General features: G+C 68.8%; 14 protein-coding genes. 8 read left to right on the top strand and 6 right to left on the bottom strand.

Going from position 1 to position 19,114, the window contains the following annotated elements:
* Nucleotides 1-8 precede the first annotated feature (8 nt).
* The coding region (gene aroC / locus ACM9NP_RS20400) for a chorismate synthase (RefSeq protein ID WP_415648376.1) at nt 9-829 on the bottom strand (821 nt) is incomplete at its 3' end.
* Nucleotides 830-1,102: 273 nt separating this feature from the next.
* Between aroC and ACM9NP_RS20395 the strand changes: the two genes are divergently transcribed.
* Nucleotides 1,103-1,468, top strand: coding sequence for a YbjQ family protein (locus ACM9NP_RS20395; protein WP_415648359.1), 366 nt, complete (start codon nt 1,103-1,105; stop codon nt 1,466-1,468).
* 16 nt (nt 1,469-1,484) lie between these two features.
* On the opposite strand, the gene ACM9NP_RS20390 is transcribed toward ACM9NP_RS20395, so the two are convergent.
* Entirely contained in the window at nt 1,485-2,126 is a 642-nt protein-coding gene (locus ACM9NP_RS20390; RefSeq protein ID WP_415648358.1) for a prepilin peptidase, read from the bottom strand.
* Between the two features lie 261 nt (nt 2,127-2,387).
* Between ACM9NP_RS20390 and ACM9NP_RS20385 the strand changes: the two genes are divergently transcribed.
* A complete protein-coding gene (locus ACM9NP_RS20385) occupies nt 2,388-3,827 on the top strand; it encodes a M20/M25/M40 family metallo-hydrolase (RefSeq protein WP_415648357.1) in 1,440 nt (479 codons plus the stop codon).
* Nucleotides 3,761-5,293, top strand: a complete 1,533-nt coding sequence (locus ACM9NP_RS20380; protein ID WP_415648356.1) for a YfcC family protein — start codon at nt 3,761-3,763, stop codon at nt 5,291-5,293. Before ACM9NP_RS20385 ends, ACM9NP_RS20380 begins: the two co-directional genes overlap by 67 nt.
* 52 nt (nt 5,294-5,345) lie before the next feature.
* Here the strand turns inward: ACM9NP_RS20380 and uvrA are convergent, their stop codons facing one another.
* Entirely contained in the window at nt 5,346-8,180 is a 2,835-nt protein-coding gene (gene uvrA / locus ACM9NP_RS20375; RefSeq protein ID WP_415648375.1) for an excinuclease ABC subunit UvrA, read from the bottom strand.
* 413 nt (nt 8,181-8,593) lie between these two features.
* A complete protein-coding gene (gene rsgA / locus ACM9NP_RS20370; protein ID WP_415648374.1) occupies nt 8,594-9,667 on the bottom strand; it encodes a ribosome small subunit-dependent GTPase A in 1,074 nt (357 codons plus the stop codon).
* 337 nt (nt 9,668-10,004) lie between these two features.
* On the opposite strand from rsgA, the gene ACM9NP_RS20365 reads away from it, so the two are divergent.
* Together ACM9NP_RS20365 and ACM9NP_RS20360 are read left to right on the top strand one after the other, a co-directional pair.
* Nucleotides 10,005-10,655: an MBL fold metallo-hydrolase gene (locus ACM9NP_RS20365; protein ID WP_415648355.1), complete on the top strand. Its 651-nt coding sequence runs from the start codon at nt 10,005-10,007 to the stop codon at nt 10,653-10,655.
* Nucleotides 10,656-10,786: 131 nt separating this feature from the next.
* Entirely contained in the window at nt 10,787-11,200 is a 414-nt protein-coding gene (locus tag ACM9NP_RS20360; RefSeq protein ID WP_415648354.1) for a hypothetical protein, read from the top strand.
* A 162-nt stretch (nt 11,201-11,362) separates the two neighbouring features.
* On the opposite strand, the gene ACM9NP_RS20355 is transcribed toward ACM9NP_RS20360, so the two are convergent.
* Entirely contained in the window at nt 11,363-12,994 is a 1,632-nt protein-coding gene (locus ACM9NP_RS20355; RefSeq protein WP_415648353.1) for a cation:proton antiporter, read from the bottom strand.
* 199 nt (nt 12,995-13,193) lie between these two features.
* Between ACM9NP_RS20355 and ACM9NP_RS20350 the strand changes: the two genes are divergently transcribed.
* Both ACM9NP_RS20350 and ACM9NP_RS20345 read left to right on the top strand, forming a co-directional pair.
* The gene (locus ACM9NP_RS20350) at nt 13,194-14,171 is read left to right on the top strand and encodes an acetylxylan esterase (RefSeq protein ID WP_415648352.1); all 978 of its coding nucleotides are present in this window, start codon (nt 13,194-13,196) and stop codon (nt 14,169-14,171) included.
* Nucleotides 14,123-14,635 (top strand): GNAT family N-acetyltransferase, encoded by a 513-nt coding sequence (locus ACM9NP_RS20345; RefSeq protein ID WP_415648351.1) that lies wholly within the window; start codon nt 14,123-14,125, stop codon nt 14,633-14,635. Before ACM9NP_RS20350 ends, ACM9NP_RS20345 begins: the two co-directional genes overlap by 49 nt.
* A gap of 34 nt (nt 14,636-14,669) precedes the next feature.
* On the opposite strand, the gene ACM9NP_RS20340 is transcribed toward ACM9NP_RS20345, so the two are convergent.
* Nucleotides 14,670-16,931: an Hsp70 family protein gene (locus ACM9NP_RS20340; protein ID WP_415648350.1), complete on the bottom strand. Its 2,262-nt coding sequence runs from the start codon at nt 16,929-16,931 to the stop codon at nt 14,670-14,672.
* A 290-nt stretch (nt 16,932-17,221) separates the two neighbouring features.
* Here ACM9NP_RS20340 and typA point away from each other — a divergent pair, with 290 nt between their 5' ends.
* Nucleotides 17,222-19,084: a translational GTPase TypA gene (gene typA, locus ACM9NP_RS20335; RefSeq protein ID WP_415648349.1), complete on the top strand. Its 1,863-nt coding sequence runs from the start codon at nt 17,222-17,224 to the stop codon at nt 19,082-19,084.
* The last annotated feature ends 30 nt before the right edge of the window (nt 19,085-19,114 follow it).

Genomic DNA, 19,114 nt, shown 5'->3' with positions numbered 1-19,114 from the left:
CGGCGGNNCCCCGCGACCGGGCCTGGGTGAAGGCGTCGCCGATCTCGACCCCCTTGATGGCCTGAATGGACATGAGCGCCATGGCGAGGCGGGCGTCGAGTTTGCGGTCCCACTGCACGTGGGAGCCGAGGCCCGGCGGTACGCCGTAGGCGAGTACCTCGACGATGCCGCCGAGAGTGTCCGCGTCCTTCTTCGCGGCGTCGACGGCCTCGACCATGCGCGCCGAGGCGTCGGGGTCGACGCAGCGGAGCGGGTCGGCGTCGATGGCGACGGTGTCGTCGGGCCCGGGCACGAGGCCGGGTTTGGCGCTGACGTCGCCGATCTCGATGACGTGCGAGACGATGCGGATGCCGAGGGCCTGTTCGCAGAACGCCTTGGCGACGGCGCCGATGGCGACGCGGGCCGCGGTCTCCCTGGCGGAGGCGCGTTCCAGGATCGGGCGGGCGTCGGTGTGGTCGTACTTCTGCATCCCGGCGAGGTCGGCGTGTCCGGGCCGGGGGCGGGTCAGTGGCGCGTTGCGGGCGAGCCCGGCGAGTTCCGCCTCGTCGACGGGGTCGGCCGCCATGACCTTCTCCCATTTGGGCCACTCGGAGTTCGCGACGCGGACGGCGACGGGCGAGCCGAGACTGAGGCCGTGACGGACGCCGCCGACGATCTCCACGACGTCCTGTTCGAACTTCATGCGGGCGCCTCGCCCGTAGCCGAGTCGGCGCCTGGCCAACTCGCGGGTGATGTCCTCACTGGTGACGTGGATGCCGGCGGGAAGGCCGTCCACAATCGCCACCAGCGCCGGACCATGTGATTCTCCAGCGGTCATCCAACGCAACACGAGCGACAGTGTGTCACGGTCGACCACCGGACCGACTGCGAGGTGGCGGGCCGGAGGGTCGCGCCACAGTGCCCACGCACGGCTGGACGCCCAGGTGGGGTCCTTTGGCGAGGGTGAGTGGGTTCGACCGCGCCGGGGAACCATGCGCGCCACTCGGGTTCGATATACGTCGACATCATGGGACTCGGGGCCGGACGTCGCCGCTCAACATCGACCTCTCGACCCGTCCGACGTCGTAGGCTCTGCGTGCGAAACGACATGGGGGTGGCACGCATGGGAATCGAAGAGTACGGCGGCGGAGTCAGCAGCGACATCATCGTCGTCACGAGCAACGACGTTCCGGGGTACCACGTCGACAAGGTGATCGGCGAGGTCTTCGGGTTGACGGTGCGGTCGCGGCACCTCGGCAGCCAGATCGGAGCCGGGCTGAAGTCCATGTTCGGCGGCGAGCTGCGCGGCCTGACGAAGACCCTGGTCGAGAGCCGGAGCCAGGCGATGGAGCGGCTGCTCGAACAGGCGCGCACCAGGGGCGCCAACGGGGTCGTCGCGATGCGGTACGACGTGTCGGAGGCTGGTGACGTCGGAACCGAGGTGTGCGCCTACGGCACGGCCGTCGTCATGTCGCCCGCGAAGGACTGATCGAGCGCCGCCGTCCTCACACGACCAGGACCGCCACGAAGGCGGCGGCCATCAGCGACGGCCCGAAGGCGACCCGCCGACCTCCCCCCGCGAGCGCTCGCATCCCCGCGATGCCACCGAAGGCGGTCGCGGCGAGCAGCGCCACGAATCCGGCGGCCCACCCGTGCCAACCGAGGACGAGACCCAGCAACCCGGCGAGTTTGACATCGCCGAAACCGAGACCACCCATCGCGCAGCACGCCCCGTACCAGGCGAAGGCGGACGCCGACACGAGTGCGGCGCGCAGCAGCGCGTCGGCGTCGGTATCGAACGTGCCCTGCGCGATGAGGGACAACCCCGTCAACGGGTAGGCGGGCAGCACGATCACGTCCGGCAGCCAACGTTGCGCGACGTCGATCGCCCCGACCACCGCGCCGCCGAACGCGAGCGCGACGAGCCGCGCTCGATCCACGACACCGTCGGGACCCGCGAGCACCAGACCGACCAGGACGACGCAGACGACGGTGGCGAGGGCACCCGGTCTCGGGGAGTGCCCGCTCAGGCGGTGTGCCGTCGCCTGTATCGACGGGACGGAGCCGAGACCGACGACCAGGGCGCCCGTGACGGCGGCAGTCGACGACGAATGCTGCCCAAAATGGATGAGTAGTTGGAGTGTCATGATCCCGTTGTACGGGCGGACATCGCCGCCCGCGCGATCTTTTCGCCCGGTCTTCAGGTTCAGGCGCGGGTTCCTGAAGTCACGTCGAGGGAGGCTTCGAGGCCGACGGTTCAGCGGCTCCGCCCTAGATCACGGACAAGAGTGGCCACCCGTGATTCCACGGTGAACAGTCGCCGCGCGTGTTTGAATCGAACACGATCATCATTGGGTGCCGCGTCGGCTCGTGGGCCGATGCGACCGGACCACTGTGGGGGACAGTCGATGACCGATTTCGCCGCCAAAGCGCGCGAGTTGATGCCACAGCTCACCGAGGACCTGATCGAACTGACGAAGATCCCGTCGATCGCGTTCCCGAACCATCCCAAGGAGGAGGTGCGGCGCGCGCACGACCACCTGGTGGAGCTCCTGCGAGGCGCCGGAGTCACCGACATCGACAGCCTCGATCTGCCCGACACCTCGCCCGTCATCATGGGACACATCCCGGCGCCACCGGACGCGCCGACGGTACTCCTCTACGGACACTATGACGTGCAGCCCTCGGGCGACGAGTCCCTGTGGGAATCGCCCCCGTTCGAGCCGACCCGCATCGACGGCGGCGCGATCCGGGGTCGCGGAGTGGCGGACTGCAAGTCGAACCTGATCGCGCACATCGGGGCGTTGCGGGCGTGGGACGGTCGGCCACCGGTCGGCGTCCGGATCGTCTTCGAAGGGCAGGAGGAGTACGGGTCGGCCTTCGACGACTTCCCGCCCCAGAAGCCGGAACTATTCGCCGCCGACGCCATGGTCATCGCCGACATGGGTAACGTCCGGCCCGGCGAGCCGACCCTGACGGTGGCGCTTCGCGGTGCGGCCGACCTCGTCGTCGAGGTCCGCACCCTCAAGAAGGCCATCCACAGTGGTGAATTCGGCGGGGCGGCGCCGGACGCGTTGCTGACGCTCATGCACGCCCTCTCGACGCTGCACGACAGCAACGGCGACGTCGCCGTCAACGGCCTGCGACGCGATCCGTGGAACGGGACCAGTTACAGCGACAAGGAGTTCGCGGAGCTCGCCGGGATGCTGCCGGGCATGCCGCAACTGGGGTCCGGGCCGATCGGTGAGCGCCTCTGGCACGGGCCGTCGATCACCGTCATCGGCCTCGACGCCCCGGCGGTCGACACGGCGGCGTCGGCGGTCGTACCGTACGCGCGAGCCGCGATCAGCCTGCGGGTACACCCGGAGCAGGACGTCAAGGAGGGGCAGCGCGCGCTCGTGACGCACCTGGAGAAGCTGCGTCCGTTCGGGATCGAACTGACCGTGACACCCGGAGACGCGGGAGCGGGTTTCGCCGCGCCGACCGGCGGGCCGGCCTATACGGCGATGCAGAAGTCGATGCGGAAGGCGTGGGGGAACACGCCCGTCGAGATGGCCTCCGGCGGTTCGATCCCGCTGGTCAACGCGCTGTCGAAGGCCGCTCCGAACGCCGAGATCCTGATGCTCGGCGCCGAAGATGGACACTGTGGACTTCACGCGCCGAACGAACGCGTCCTTCTGGACGAGATCGAGAAGGTCGTCATCGCCGAAGCGACGTTCTTCGCCGAGTTCGCCGCGGGTTTCACAGCGTCCTTATTCCTCGACACGATGGGAGTCCCGCCATGTCGGGCGACAACAGACCCAACGGCGACACCGACGCCGCAGAGCAGCCGACCGCCAAGACCATGAAGTTCCCGTCCGCGTACACGGTGCTGGCGATCGTGACGCTCGCGGTGTGGGTACTGACGTTCATCATCCCGCCGGGCCAGTACGACGTCAAGGACGGCAAACCGGTCGAAGGCAGCTACCACCACATCGACAACGATCAGTCCTTCATGGACAGATTGCACGACCTGTTCATCTCACCCGTCAACGGCCTCTATGGCATCCAGTCGACCGACTCGGGCCAGGTCGGCCCCGACGAGGTGGGCGCGCTGTACGGTAGCGCCGCCGTGTTCCTGTTCGTCCTCGCCGTCGGCGCGTTCATCACCGTCACCTTCGCCACCGGAGCGCTCGATCGGGGCATCGGACGGCTCGCGCACCGGCTGCAGAGCCGAGGCATGCTGCTCATCATCGGCATCATGACGATCTTCGCCGTCGCCGGGACGGTCGAGGGCTTCGCCGAGGAGACCCTCGGGTTCTACGGGCTCATCATCCCGTTGACGCTCGCACTCGGATATGACCGCATGGTCGCCGTCGGAACGATCATCCTCGGCGCGGGCATCGGGGTGCTGTGCTCGACGGTCAATCCCTTCGCGACGGGCACCGCGTCCTCGGCCGCGGGCGTCACCATCGGCGACGGAATTCTGTTGCGCCTGGCGATGCTGGTAGTCCTCACGACCGTGACGATCCTCTATGTACTGTGGTACGCCCGCAAGGTCAAGGCCGACCCCACGAAATCGCTGTCGGGCTTCCAACCCGGCGACCACGACCAGGCCGAGGCGGTCGCCAAGGCGATGCCCGAACCGTTGACGGGGCGGCACAAGCTCGTCATCTGGATCGTCGCGTTCACGTTCCTGCTGATGATCTTCTCGATCATTCCGTGGTCGGGCATCATCAACGGGCCCGACGCCGACCCGTTCGCGTGGGAACTCGGCTGGTACTTCCCGGAGTTGACGGCGCTGTTCCTCGTCGCCTCGGTCGTCGTCGGCGTCATCGGCGCGCTCGGCGAGGACGGCCTGACCGGCAAGATCGTGCAGGGCTTCGGCGACTTCGTCGGGGCCGGGCTCGTCATCGTGCTCGCCCGGGGAGTCACGGTCCTCATGAACAACTCGCACGTCACCGACACGGTGTTGCATTCGCTCGAGAGCGTCGTCGCGGGCACGTCCTCGGCGGTCTTCGCGATCGCGATGTTCGTGGTCAACATTCCGTTGGCGTTCCTGATCCCGTCGACGTCGGGACACGCGACCCTGGCGATGCCGATCCTCGCGCCGCTGGCCGACTTCGCGAACGTGCCACGCTCGCTCGTCATCACCGCATGGCAGTCCGCGAGCGGGTGGATGAACCTCATCGCCCCGACGACCGCCGTCGTGATGGGTGGTCTCGCGCTGGCCAAAGTGCGGTACGACAAGTATCTGCGGTTCGTGGGACCGCTGCTGGTCATCCTGTTCGTGCTGATCTGCGTTTTCCTCGCGATCGCCGCGATCACTGGTTGACCCACGGACGACGAACGGCGCCGTCCATGGTGGACGGCGCCGTTCGCGCGTTTCAGGTCGTGGGAAGCAGATCCCGCAGGAACGTCCCGGTGTGGCTGGCGGGAGTCGCCGCCACCTCCTCCGGGGTGCCCGCGACGACGACCGTGCCGCCCTTGTCCCCACCCTCGGGGCCCATGTCGATGAGCCAGTCCGAGCTCTTGATGACGTCGAGATTGTGCTCGATGACGATGACCGTGTTGCCCTTGTCCACCAGGCCTTCCAGCACGCCCAGAAGCTTGCGGACGTCCTCGAAGTGCAGGCCCGTCGTGGGCTCGTCCAGGACGTACACGGTGCGGCCGGTCGACCGCTTCTGCAACTCGCTGGCGAGCTTCACCCGCTGCGCCTCACCGCCGGACAGGGTCGGCGCGGGCTGACCGAGACGGACGTAACCGAGACCGACGTCGACGAGGGTCTTCAGGTGCCGGTGGATCGAGCTGATCGGCTTGAAGAAATCGGCCGCCTCCTCGATCGGCATGTCGAGCACCTCGGAGATCGTCTTGCCCTTGTAGTGCACCTCGAGCGTCTCCCGGTTGTACCGGGCGCCGTGACAGACCTCGCACGGGACGTAGACGTCCGGGAGGAAGTTCATCTCGATCTTCAGCGTGCCGTCGCCGGAGCACTCCTCGCAGCGCCCGCCCTTGACGTTGAACGAGAACCGGCCCTGCGTGTACCCGCGAACCTTCGCCTCGGCCGTCTCCGAGAACAGCTTGCGAACCTTGTCGAAGACACCGGTGTACGTCGCCGGGTTCGACCGCGGGGTCCGCCCGATCGGAGACTGGTCGACACCGACGACCTTGTCCACCTCGTCGAGCCCCTCGACGCGCCGGTGCCGCCCCGGAACGGCCTTCGCACGGTTGAGCTGACTCGACAGGACCTTGTACAGGATCTCGTTGACGAGCGTCGACTTGCCGGAACCGGACACCCCGGTCACGGAGATGAGGCAGCCCAACGGGAAGGAGGCATCCACATTGTGCAGATTGTTCTCGCGAGCGCCCTTGACCGTGAGGGCCCGACCCGGCTGGGGCAGACGACGTTGCTGTGGCACCGGAATGCCCCGCCGCCCGGACAGGTAGTCACCGGTGATCGAGTCGGTGTTCGCCAGCAGGTCCTCCACCGTTCCGGAGTGGACGATCTGGCCACCGTGCTCCCCCGCTCCCGGACCGATGTCGACCACCCAGTCCGCCATCCGCACGGTGTCCTCGTCATGCTCGACGACGATGAGGGTGTTCCCCAAGTCCCGCAGTCGAACGAGAGTCTCGATCAGACGATGGTTGTCGCGCTGGTGCAGCCCGATCGACGGCTCGTCCAGGACGTACAGCACTCCGACCAACCCGGCGCCGATCTGCGTCGCCAACCTGATCCGCTGCGCCTCGCCACCGGACAGCGTCGCCGCCGCACGGTCGAGCGACAGGTAGTCCAGACCGACGTCGAGCAGGAACCGCAGACGCGCGTTGATCTCCTTGACGACCTGTTCGGCGATCATCGCCTCCGACTCGGACAGCACGAGCCGCCCCATCAGCTCGGCGCACGCGTCGACCGACAGGCCGCACACCTCCGCGATGTTGTGACCCGACACGGTCACCGCGAGTACCTCGGGTTTCAAGCGGGTGCCCCGGCAGCTGTTGCACGGCACCTCCCGCATGAAGCCCTCGTACTTGTCGCGAGTCCACTCCGAATCGGTGTCGGCGTGCCGCCGCTCGACCCACGGAACGGCGCCTTCGAACGTCGTCTGGTACGAACGGTCGCGGCCGTGCCGGTTCCGGTACTTGACCGTCAGTTCGGCGCTGTGGCCGTAGAGGACGGCCTTCTGCGCGCGAGCGGGCAGAGCGTCCCACGCCGCGTCGACGGAGAAGCCGAGGACCTCCCCCAAGGCGACCAACTGGTGGAGGAAGTAGTCACCCATGCCCGCGCTCGACCACGGAGCCAGCGCGCCGTCGCGAATGGACTTCTCACCGTCACGGATGATGAGCTCCGGATCGACCTCCTTGCGCACGCCGAGGCCCGAACATTCGGCGCAGGCGCCGTACGGGGTGTTGAACGAGAACGATCGCGGCTCAAGGTCGTCGAGGGCCAGCGGGTGCTCGTTGGGGCACGCGAGGTGCTCCGAGTATCGGCGTTCCCTGTGCGGGTCGTCCTCGGGAAGGTCGACGAAGTCGAGGAGGACGATGCCACCCGCGAGACCGAGCGCCGACTCGACCGAGTCCGTGAGTCGCTGCTTCGCGGAGGCCTTGACGGCGAGGCGGTCGACGACGACCTCGATCGAGTGCTTCTCCTGCTTCTTCAGCTTCGGGACCTCGGTGAGCGGGTGGACGACGCCGTCGACGCGCGCCCGCGCGTACCCCTTCGTCTGCAGCTCCGCGAACAGCGACTCGTACTCGCCCTTCCGGTCGCGGATGACCGGGGCGAGCACCTGGAAGCGGGTTCCCTCGTCCATCGCCATGACCCGGTCGACGATCTGCTGCGGGGTCTGCTTCGTCACCGGCTCCCCGCAGACAGGGCAGTGCGGACGCCCGATCCGGGCGAACAGGAGCCGCAGATAGTCGTAAATCTCGGTGATCGTGCCGACGGTCGACCGCGGGTTCTTCGAGGTCGACTTCTGGTCGATCGAGACCGCCGGCGACAGACCTTCGATGAAGTCGACGTCCGGCTTGTCCATCTGCCCGAGGAACTGCCGTGCGTAGGCGGACAGCGACTCGACGTAGCGGCGCTGCCCCTCGGCGAAGATCGTGTCGAACGCGAGGCTGGACTTGCCGGAGCCGGACAGGCCGGTGAACGCGATGAGCGCGTCGCGCGGCAGTTCGAGGTCGACGTCGGCCAGGTTGTGCTCCCTGGCCCCTTTGATGCTGATGTGGTTTCCGGGACGGACCCCCGGCTTCTGTGCTGGACGCAGATTGCTCACGCGCGGAACCTAGCCCCCCGGTCTGACATAACGGTGTTCATGCAGGTCACGCATCGACGGTACCCGGCCGAGCGATCGAGCGATCCAAGGCGGTTGTCGTTGACGTCTCGTCCCGGTCGACGCCGCCGGCCGCGACGCGCGGCGCCTGCTTCGTCCCACGTGCTTTCGTTGCGCGGTGGGTGTTCTCGGATCGACGTGCACCTCGACGGCGCCACGGGACGGGAGCGCGGACGCCGTCCGGGCGCCGACACGGGAGGTCGCCGCCATGACCAAGAGCACACGTTCGGTGATCATCACGCGACGGTCGGGTCGCTCGTCCGTGCCGGGACGGGAACGAACGACCCCGAGTCGTCGGCCGCGGCTCAGCGGCGGGTGGCCTTGTCCCGGTCGCGGGACTTGGTGACGCGACGCTGGTTGCGTTGACGGGCCTCGATGCGTCGACGTTCGAAGGATTGTTCGCGTTGAAGCTTGCGCCAGTTCTCGAGACGTCGGGCGGTGATGACGCCGTCCCCGACGGCCGCGAGCACCGCGCAGTCGGGCTCACTCTCATGTCGACAGTCACGGAAGCGGCAGCCGCCCGCGAGTTCGTCCAGGTCCTCGAAGGCCCGGGCGAGGCCGTCGGCGGGGACCGTCGCGTCGCCGGGGCGGCGGTCGAAGAGACCGACGAGCCGCAGCCCCGGCGTGTCGAGGATGGTGCCGCCGGATGGGACGGGAACCAGCGCTCGATGTGACGTGGTGTGCCGTCCCCGCCCGTCGGCTCGCAAAGCACGGGTGACCATGACGGAGGTTCCGGCGAGGGCGTTGACGAGGCTCGACTTTCCGGCGCCGGACGCGCCGATCAGGGCGAGCGTTCGGCCGGGGCCGAGGTAGTCGGCGAGCGCGTCCAAGCCGTCGCCGGTGTGCGCGCTGACCGTGTGCACCTCGACGTCTCCCAGGGCTCCCGCCAGATCGGCGGCGAGGAGTGGTGCGTCGGGCACCGCGTCGGCCTTCGTCAGGATCAGGAGTGGTGTCGCACCGGATTCGTGGGCGAGCGCCATGAGTCGTTCGATACGACCGGGGTCGGGGTCGGGATCGAGCGCTTCGACGACGGCGACACTGTCGGCGTTGGCCGCGATGGCCTGTCCCTCGGCGGCGCGGCCGGAGGACGAGCGGACGATGGCGCTGCGGCGAGGCAGTATCGCCTCGATCGTGGAGCGCTCGTCGGACCACGTCTTTATGACGGCCCAGTCTCCGACGCTCGGCATCGCGAGGGGGTCCTTGGCGATGATGCCGAGCATGCGTCCGGCGAGGCTCGCGCGGGTGACTCCGCGCTCGGTGAGGACGGTGCAGACGCCGCGGTCGACGCGGCTTATGCGTCCTGGTTTATTGCCACGGCGGTTGAAGCGCGCGTAGGCGTCGGAGAAATGAGCGTCCCATCCGAGGGACGCAAGCGACATGGTCACAATGCACCTTTTCTAGGCTCATGTGCCGCGAGCGGTGAAGGTTCGGCTGCGGCGGGTGGAGGGTGAGGAGGATGTCTAGACGGCGAGCGCGCAAATGCGTACGCCGAATAGACATCGACCATTTCGATGGGTCGTGCGCGGCATGCTCGCCACCTCCTCACTGCCGTTCGACCGCGGTTGCGGATCGGGGGTCGGCCCGCCGACGCCTGATCGAGGCGTGGCCGGGTTCGTCCGAACTCCGTCCTGTCTTGTTGCATGCACCGTAAGCCCTTCCGCACGTTCGGGCAAGCCCGTTTCGTCACGGTCGGCGTACGCCTGGCAAGCTCGGGGCATGTCTTACACCGGACGGGTCCGGCCCGGGGGGCCGATAGATGTTCGCGCACTGGCACCGGCGACGATCACCAAGTTCTCCGTCAGTGAGATGGATAACAATGTATATCTGTTGCGCTGCAATGAGACTGGCGAGCAACTGTTGATCGACGCGGCCGCCGAGCCGGACCGCGTCATGGAGGTCGTCGGCGTTGACGGACTGTCGACGGTCGTGACGACGCACCGGCACTGGGATCATGTGCGGGCGACCGAGGAGGTCATCCGACGCACGGGCGCCGTCGGCGTCGCGCACGTCGACGACGCGGAGGAGATTCCGGCCGTCTCGCGGACGGTCGTCGACGGCGACACGATCGCCTTCGGAGCGCAGCGGCTCGACGTCATTCACCTGGTCGGCCACACCCCCGGGGCAATCGCCCTGGCGTGGCGCGAGCCGGGTGGCCGCGCACACCTCTTCACCGGAGACTCGCTGTTCCCGGGCGGCCCCGGCAAGACCCGCACCGCCACGGACTTCACGTCCCTCATGGACGATCTGGAGCGGAAGGTGTTCGGCCCGTTCGACGATGACACGTGGATCTACCCGGGCCACGGCGGCGACACGACCTTGGGCACGGAGCGTCCGAGGTTGGCGGAGTGGCGGGCGCGCGGCTGGTGACGGCCCGACCGACTCGCCGACGCACCTTCGCGCACCGGGACTGATACAACTATGCGCGGTGGCGATTTCACGGTGAGTGACCGTGGGGTGGCGCGGGTGCGCCGGGCTTCGCCGCCATGGTTGGGGGAACCATGCGAAGGCGCTTGTGTGCGCTGTTGACGGCGGTGATGGTCGCGATGAGCGGTTCGGCCGCGTCCGGGGAGTTCATCGTGGGCAGCACTCCGTCGAACGAGGCCGTCGCCCCGCCGAACACGGACTGCGTCGGCCGAACGAACGGTCGGGCCCTCGTGTACTCCATGCACGAGACTCCGTTCGGGCATCGCTTCGATGCGAGTTCCCATAGCGCGGACTGGACGGCTCCCTGCCTCCGCGCACCAGTGGAGCATCGCGACGGCCGATACCGACGCAATGTCGACGACAGTGGACACACGACCTGGATCCGTTGGCCCTGGGGCGATCACCACCGCTTCTACAGCTTCGACGGTTTGTGGCTGCGCAGCCACGACATCACCTGGTGCGGAACGGATCGGCGCCGCTGTCCGTGAGGATCGGGCGAACGGGCGGTCCCGACGCACGGCGAGGAGCGGGCCGTGCGCTGTCGTCCAAGTCCCATCAGGGAACGAAGGACCCCGCGTCGAAGGCGGGTGCCTCCCCCTCGTCGGGCACCTTCGGTCCCTGGGGCACCAGCGGCCCCAGGCGATGCGACGTCAATGCGGCTCGGCCGCCTCGATCGAGGCTTGGCGCAGGTCGATGCGGTTCATCGTCGTCCGCATCGCCGCTTCCTCGATCTCCCCGGCGCGCCACTGCTGGAGGAGTGCCTCGCGCTGGGCGTCCGCGACCTCGTGCCACAGGGCGATGAGTTGTCTCGTGACACGGCGATCGTCGGCGTCGAGCGTGCGGGTGTCGGCCGCGTCGCGATCGAGGTAGGCCTCCACGAGCCGGACGAGCGCCGAATCCCCGTCGCCGGATTCTGCGGCCTGGACGGCCCTTCGAGTCAGCACGGTTCGAGCCGCCTCCTGCGCGACGCCGTCGGCCGCGACGAGCGCCTCGGATTCCCGATGCCGTTCGACGCTGTCGTCGATGTCGAGGGTCCGGATCAGCCACGGTAGGGAGCTCCCCTGGATGAGCAGGGTTCCGATGGCGACGATGAACGCGATGGCCTGGATGACGGGTCGCCCCTCGAACGGCGCGCCGGAGACCGTCGTCAGCGGGATACCGCCGGCGGCGGCGAGGGTGACGATGCCACGCATTCCGGTCCACGAAACGACGATGTTGTCCTTGACCGTCAACGGAACCGGGACACGTCGACGTCCGCGCGGCTTCCGGTTCGACCGGGCCGACACACGGCCGCGAAGCCGCCGGGCGAGGCGGTGTTGTCCGAACAGCATGAAGACGGCGGCGGGCCGGATCGCGATCACGACCGCGAGCAGGACGACGCCGGCGACGAGGACTGCGGTCTCGTCGTATCCGCTGGCACGGACCTCACTCACGACGGCGGAGACCTGCATTCCCATGTAGGCGAACACGAAGGTCTCCAGCAGCGAATCGATGGTGAACCACGTGTGGTCCTCGCGGAGGCGGGTCTCGTAGTCGAGGCGGGTGCTGCCGAGGCTCATGCTGAACCCGGCCGCGACGACGGCCAGTACGCCTGACGCGTGAAGGTGTTCGGCGACGAGGTACGCCGAGAACGGCAGAATCAACCCGATCGCCGTCGCGAGGCTCGCGTCGCCGAGACGGCGGCGGATCGCGTTGGTGACGACGCCGAGCAGAATGCCGATCGCGACGCCGACGGCCGTGTCGTACAGATACAGAAGCACGGGACCGTCGATGAAGGTGTCGGTCGCCGTGACCGTCGCGACGGTCACGGCGAACATCGTCAACGCCGCAGCGTCGTTGACGAGGCACTCCCCCGTCAGAATCGCCACGACCCGCTGAGACATGCCGAGTCGCCGACCGTGCGTCACGATCGTGACGGTGTCCGGCGGCGACACGACGGCTCCCAGCACCATCGCGGCGCTCAACGACAACCCCGGCACGACCCAGGACGCGGCGAAACCGGATACGACGCCCGTGACGACGACCAGGCCGATGCCGAGACCCGCGATGGGCCGCAGGTTCCGGAGGAAGTGAGTGACGGCGAAGCCGCGCGTCGCCGCGAAGAGCAGGGGAGGAAGGACCAGACCGAGGATCGTGTCCGGATCCAGTTCGAACCGGGGGATCCAGGGAACGAACGAGGCCGCGCCCGCAAGCGTGACGATGATCAACGACGGCTGGACGTCACGCCGCCGGGCCAGCGCCGCCAGGCTCAACGCCGCCGTCATGACGATCAGAAACAACACGCCGTCGAGCACGAATCCCCCTTCGTGGCTGCGGCGCGGAATCGCACCGGGGCGTCGCGCCCCTGGCGTCGCCGCTGGTCAGTATCGCCGACGACGCGCCGGACGCCGTCGATTCCGTTCCCGGCCGTGTCGTGCGCCCGGTGCCGACGGCACCACGCGGCCGACGGACGCCGTCGCCCTTCCTGATAGGAATGCCCCTATGCCCCTCATCGACCTCCCCCTCGACGAACTGCGCGTCTTCCGGCCGGACGTCGCCGAACCGGCCGACTTCGACGCGTTCTGGGACACGACGATCAGCGAGACCCGTTCTCAGGACCTCTCACCGGTCTTCACCCCGGCGGAGACGCCAGTGCGCTTCGGCACCGTCCTCGACGTGTCGTTCGGGGGTTGGGCGGGCGATCGCATCGCAGCGTGGCTGATCCTGCCTCCCGGCGACGATCCCGTCGGCTGCGTCGTGCGGTACATCGGCTACGGCGGTGGACGGGGACGTCCGCAGCACCACCTCGCGTTCCCGGCCGCGGGGTGGGCGACGCTGGTCATGGACTCCCGTGGGCAGGGCAGCCAGTCGACAACGATGTCGGGGGTGACGGGCGACCCGCACGGCACCGACAATCCGGCCGTCCCCGGCGTCATGACCCGTGGAATCACCGACCCCGCGACGTACTACTACCGGAGGCTGTTCGCGGACGCCTATCGCGCGGTCGATGTGGCGCTTCGCCACCCGCGCGTGGACAACCAGCGCATCGTCGTCGCGGGCAACAGCCAGGCCGGCGCCCTGGCGCAGGCGATGGGCGCGCTGCACCCGTATGTCGCCGCCGCGCTCATCGACGTGCCGTTCCTGTCGCATATCCGACGGGGCGCCGAGATCGCCCAAGCGGGGCCGTATCTCGAGATCGGTGCCTACCTCGCATCGCATCGACTCGAGGAGGAACGCACCTTCGACACACTGTCCTATTTCGACGGAGTGAACTTCGCTAGGCGCGGTGCCGTTCCGGCGCTGTACTCGGTCGGCCTCATGGACCGGGTCGTGCCGCCGTCCACCGTGTTCGCGGCGTACAACCGATGGGTCGGTGAGAAGCGCATCGAGGTGTGGCCGTGGAACGGGCACGAGGGAGGCGAGACGACGCAATGGGAGACACAGTGCGCGTTCCTGTCCGATCTCCTGGGGCGACCGTGACCGTCGACATCGCGCGCCCCGGCGACCGCGCGGGCTTCCTCGCGCTCGCCGCCGACGTCGAGCATTGGTTCGGGCCGATGGTCGACGTCCCGGCGTTCCACTCGGTGTTGGACCGGACGATCGCCGACGGGCGGGCGTTGTGCGTGCGCGCGGGAACGGGACTCGCGGGCGGGCTGCTCGTCAGCGGCACCGCGACCCGCTTCCACATCGACTGGCTCGTCGTCGACACGACGGCGCGGCGCGGCGGCACGGGTCGAGCGCTGTTGGCGGAGGCGTTCCGCCGCTTCGTGACGCCACCGGCCGTCGTCGACGTCGTGACGTTCGGAGCGGACCATCCCGCCGCGATCGAGGGCGGTGCCCGCACCTTCTATGAACGGCTCGGCTTCGTCCCCGGTGAACGGGCACGGCCGGGGCCCGAGGGCGGCAGCCGCCAGCACTATCGACTCACCATGCCGACGGAGTGACGACAGCGGGCGTCCTCACCCGGCCAAGTATCGATCAGGGCTCGGTGGCGTCGCCCGTCTCCGGATTCCAACAGCGGATCGGGTTGTCGCCCGCCGCCGAGTACAGCCGGTCCTCGCCCCACCACACGGCGGTGACGGGCCGGTTGTGTCCGGTCATCGTGGCGACCTCGGCGCGGTTGACCGCGTCGAGGACCCGTACCCGTCCGTCCATGCCGCCGCTGGCGATGCGGCCGCCGTCGGGAGACCACGCCAAGGTCGTGACCGCGGCGTCGTGAACCTTGTCGACCCTGTCGCTGATGCCGGACGCGACGGTCCACACCCGGAAGCCCCCGGCGGCGTTGCCGCTCACGAGTCGGTCGCCCCCGGGCGACCACGCCAACGCGCGGATCGCGACCGGTTCGGCCATCGTGTTCAGCGACGGCACGTCCGCGTCGGCGGGCCAGATCTTCAGGGTGCCCGCCGCGCCCCCCGCCGCGAGCAGGCGGCCGTTCGGTGACCACGCGAGCGCGCGCAGCGAGTCGAGATCGGCGGTGCCTCCGCTGAATCGCCAGGTCCGCGTGCATTCGGCGGTGAACGGGTTCCAGACGAGCACCTCGCTGTCGTGGCCCACCGCGAGACCCGAAGCGCCCCAGGACATGTACCGGACGTCGCCGGGACAGCCGAGGGTGCGGGCCGGAACGGTCGCCTCGGCGCGGACGGCTCCGGCGTCGAAGGCGCGCCACAGGCGGACGGTCGGACCGTCGGCGACGGCGATGAGGTCGCCCTGCTCGGGTTCCCACGCGACGGCCGACGCCGACGGGACGTCGAACTCGAGCACGCGGCGGGCGTCGTCCTCACGATCGAACACACCGACACCGTCCATGAAGGAGACCGCGACGTAGCGCCGGTCGCGCACCGCCACGGCCGTGACGCCCGTGTGCTCACCGAAGAGTGTGTCCGGAGTGGTCGCGATCGGCTCGACGTCGGTCTCGGGAGTCAGGACGGGAACCGCAACCGAGGCGCGGACGCGAGTCGGCTCGGGCTGTGGCGCGGCGGGTTCGGACTCGACGGCGGGCGGCTGAGTCGAGACGGGTTCGCGCTCGATGGCGGGCTCGACCGGCGGCGCGTCCTCGGGAACCGCCACCGGTTCGGGCGGGCGCACCGGAACCCTGGCGACGCCCCGGAACGGAGCGGGCCGGGGCCGAGGCATCGGCACGATCGGACCGACCATCGTCGCCGACTCGTACGGGCCCGCGGCGGGTGGAGCCGGCTGCGACGGGGCGTCAACGGCGCCGCTGGCGACGACGAGCTCCGGTTGTTCCAAGACCGTCGGCGCGACCCGGGTCTCGCGCAACAACAGCGTCGACGCCAACGGCATCCGGCTCGCGCCGCCGACGAGGAACAGTCCGGCCAGGCTCTGCGGGGTGACGTCGGCCCGGCCGAGCGTGTGCAGGGTCAGTTCGACCGTCTGGTCGAGAAGCGGCCGGGCGAGCGCGTCGAGTTCGTCGCGGGTCAGCAGCGCGTCCTTGTCCACGAGCGGGACGAACAAGGAGGCCGAGCTCTCCCGGGACAGGATCTCCTTGGCGTCGCGAACGTCTCGCCACAGCCCGCGTCGGTGTCGGCGGTCGGTCGGACTGGCGGGTTGTCGCAGGCGCTCCCAGATGTCGTCCTCGGTCGGAAAGGTCTGCTGGAGGTGGTTAATGATCTCGTGGTCGATGTCGACGCCACCGATGTCGGGCAGACCACCCGTGGCCACGACCTGGATCGTGCCCTCGCCGCAGCGGACGACGCTGACGTCGAAGGTGCCGCCGCCGAGGTCGTACACCAGGATGTTGCCGCCCTCGGGAATCCGATGTCCCAAGTGGAGTGAAAAGTGCGTGGCGGCGGCGACGGGTTCGGGCACGAGCCGCAGCGCCGGGAGCCCGGCCTGCCGGGCCGCCGACGCGAGGACGCGCAGCCGTTCGGCCCCCCAGCCCGCGGGGTGGGTCATGATGACGGTCTCGGGCAGGCCGCCGAGCACACGGTGCAGTTCGTCGCGGACGCGTTCCAGGACGGCCGCGATGAGCCGCACCACGGGATACTCGCTGACCCCCAACAGCACGGTGCCGTCAACGATGCAGCGCTTGGGATTCGGCTCGAACCGGGCGGGATCCGACATCGAGGCGCGCTCGGCGTCGCGGCCGACGAGCAGTCTCCCGTCGCCGGCGAACACCGCCGACGGCAATACCGGCGAACCGTCGAACAGCAATGGGACAGCGGGGTGGCCGGGCCGCGCCACCACCGCCACGGTGTTGGAGGTCCCGAAGTCAATCCCCACACGAGTATGGGGCGCCAGCTGCGCCATACTCGAAGAATATGACACGCACGCCCGTGGCGCGCGGTCCCGGCGACGCGGACCGAGCGGCCATAGTGGGGTACCGTGTCGCGACCCGATATCAGCGCCTCGGCAGCGCCGCCGAGGCGGGTCGACCGTCCACATCGCCATCAACCGATGGCGGCGATAGGGGCGCGACCGGGGGAAAGCCAACAGCGAGCCGACACATCGCGTGCGGCGCGTCACACGGGCCGCGCGCGGAACACCGTCGGCCATGACAGACAATGGAACCCATGCCTCAACGCACTGACCTGCGCAATGTCGCGATCATCGCCCACGTCGACCACGGTAAGACCACCCTCGTCGACGCCATGCTCCGCCAAGCGGGCGCATTCCGAGAGGGCGCGGCCGTCGACGACCGGGTCATGGACTCGATGGACCTGGAACGTGAGAAGGGCATCACGATCCTGGCCAAGAACACCGCCGTCCACCACCACACCCCTGACGGCGAGAAACTCGTCATCAACATCATCGACACGCCCGGCCACGCCGACTTCGGTGGCGAGGTCGAACGCGGCCTGACCATGGTCGACGGCGTGATCCTGCTCGTCGACGCGTCCGAGGGCCCGCTGCCGCAGACGCGATTCGTCCTGCGTAAGGCGCTCTCGGCCCGTCTTCCGATCGTCCTCGTGATCAACAAGGTCGACCGTCCCGACGCCCGTATCAAGGAGGTCGTCGACGAGACGTACGAGCTGTTCCTCGACCTCGACGCCGACGAGGACCAGATCGACTTCCCGATCGTGTACGCGTGCGCTCGTGACGGCATCGCGTCGCTCAACGAGCCGGGCGACGGCCAGATCCCGACCGATTCGACGGACCTCGAGCCGCTCATCAAGACGCTCCTGCAGACGATCCCCGCCCCGACCTACACGGAGGGGGCGCCGCTCCAGGCGCACGTGACGAACCTCGACGCCTCGCCGTTCCTCGGACGTCTGGCGCTGTGCCGCGTCCGCGAGGGCGTCATCAAGAAGGGCGAGACGGTCTCTTGGTGCCGCACCGACGGCACGATCCAGCGCGTGCGCATCTCGGAGCTGCTCATGACCGAGGCGCTCGAACGCAAGTCGGCCACGGAGGCCGGCCCGGGCGACATCATCGCCGTCGCGGGCATCCCGGAGATCATGATCGGTGAGACGCTCGCCGACGCGGAGAACCCGGTGCCCCTGCCGTTGATCACCGTCGACGAACCGGCGATCTCGATGACGATCGGCACGAACACCTCCCCCCTGACCGGCCGGGTCAAGGGCGCCAAGGTCACCGCGCGCATGGTGAAGGACCGGCTCGACCGGGAACTCGTCGGCAACGTGTCGCTGCGCGTCCTCGAGACCGACCGCCCCGACGCGTGGGAGGTCCAGGGCCGTGGAGAGCTGGCCCTGGCGATCCTCGTCGAGCAGATGCGCCGCGAGAACTACGAGCTGACGGTCGGCAAGCCGCAGGTCGTCACGCGGGAGATCGACGGCAAGACCTGCGAACCGGTGGAGCGCCTCACGATCGACGCGCCGGACGACTACCTCGGCGCGATCACCCAGCTGCTCGCCACCCGCAAGGGCCGGATGGAGCAGATGGTCAACCACGGCACCGGCTGGGTGCGGATGGAGTGGCTGATCCCGGCACGCGGTCTCATCGGTTTCCGGACGGAGTTCCTGACGGAGACGCGTGGCACCGGCATCGCGCACCACGTCTTCGAGTCGTACGAGCCGTGGTTCGGCGAGCTGCGGACCCGCCCGACGGGCTCGCTCGTCGCCGACCGCGCGGGCGTCGCGTCGAGCTTCGCCATGTTCAACCTCCAGGAGCGCGGGACGCTGTTCGTCGAGCCGACGACCGAGGTGTACGAGGGCATGATCGTCGGCGAGAACTCACGCATGGACGACATGGACGTCAACATCACCAAGGAGAAGAAGCTGACGAACATGCGCTCGTCGACCGGTGACGAGTTGGAGCGCCTGATCCCGCCGCGCAAGCTGTCGCTGGAGCAGGCTCTCGAGTTCTGCCGGGGCGACGAATGTGTGGAGGTCACCCCGACCTCGGTGCGCATCCGCAAGGTCGTGCTGGACGCCAAGCTTCGGGAGCGGTCGCGCCGCACCGGCGCGCGCCAGTAGCAGTAGATCGAAGGTCCGGCCGCGGGAACG

The sequence above is a fragment of the Stackebrandtia soli genome (assembly GCF_965137155.1).
GTDB lineage: Bacteria > Actinomycetota > Actinomycetes > Mycobacteriales > Micromonosporaceae > Stackebrandtia > Stackebrandtia soli.
The sequence above is the reverse complement of the archived record's forward strand: the minus strand, read 5'-3'. Positions and strand labels throughout refer to the sequence as shown.

Coding starts and splice junctions, on each gene's coding strand:
- ACM9NP_RS20395 (WP_415648359.1), top strand. CDS start 1,103: ATGGGAATCGAAGAGTACGGCGGCGGAGTCAGCAGCGACATCATCGTC.
- ACM9NP_RS20390 (WP_415648358.1), bottom strand. CDS start 2,126: ATGACACTCCAACTACTCATCCATTTTGGGCAGCATTCGTCGTCGACT.
- ACM9NP_RS20385 (WP_415648357.1), top strand. CDS start 2,388: ATGACCGATTTCGCCGCCAAAGCGCGCGAGTTGATGCCACAGCTCACC.
- ACM9NP_RS20380 (WP_415648356.1), top strand. CDS start 3,761: ATGTCGGGCGACAACAGACCCAACGGCGACACCGACGCCGCAGAGCAG.
- rsgA (WP_415648374.1), bottom strand. CDS start 9,667: ATGTCGCTTGCGTCCCTCGGATGGGACGCTCATTTCTCCGACGCCTAC.
- ACM9NP_RS20365 (WP_415648355.1), top strand. CDS start 10,005: ATGTCTTACACCGGACGGGTCCGGCCCGGGGGGCCGATAGATGTTCGC.
- ACM9NP_RS20360 (WP_415648354.1), top strand. CDS start 10,787: ATGCGAAGGCGCTTGTGTGCGCTGTTGACGGCGGTGATGGTCGCGATG.
- ACM9NP_RS20350 (WP_415648352.1), top strand. CDS start 13,194: ATGCCCCTCATCGACCTCCCCCTCGACGAACTGCGCGTCTTCCGGCCG.
- ACM9NP_RS20345 (WP_415648351.1), top strand. CDS start 14,123: ATGGGAGACACAGTGCGCGTTCCTGTCCGATCTCCTGGGGCGACCGTG.
- typA (WP_415648349.1), top strand. CDS start 17,222: ATGCCTCAACGCACTGACCTGCGCAATGTCGCGATCATCGCCCACGTC.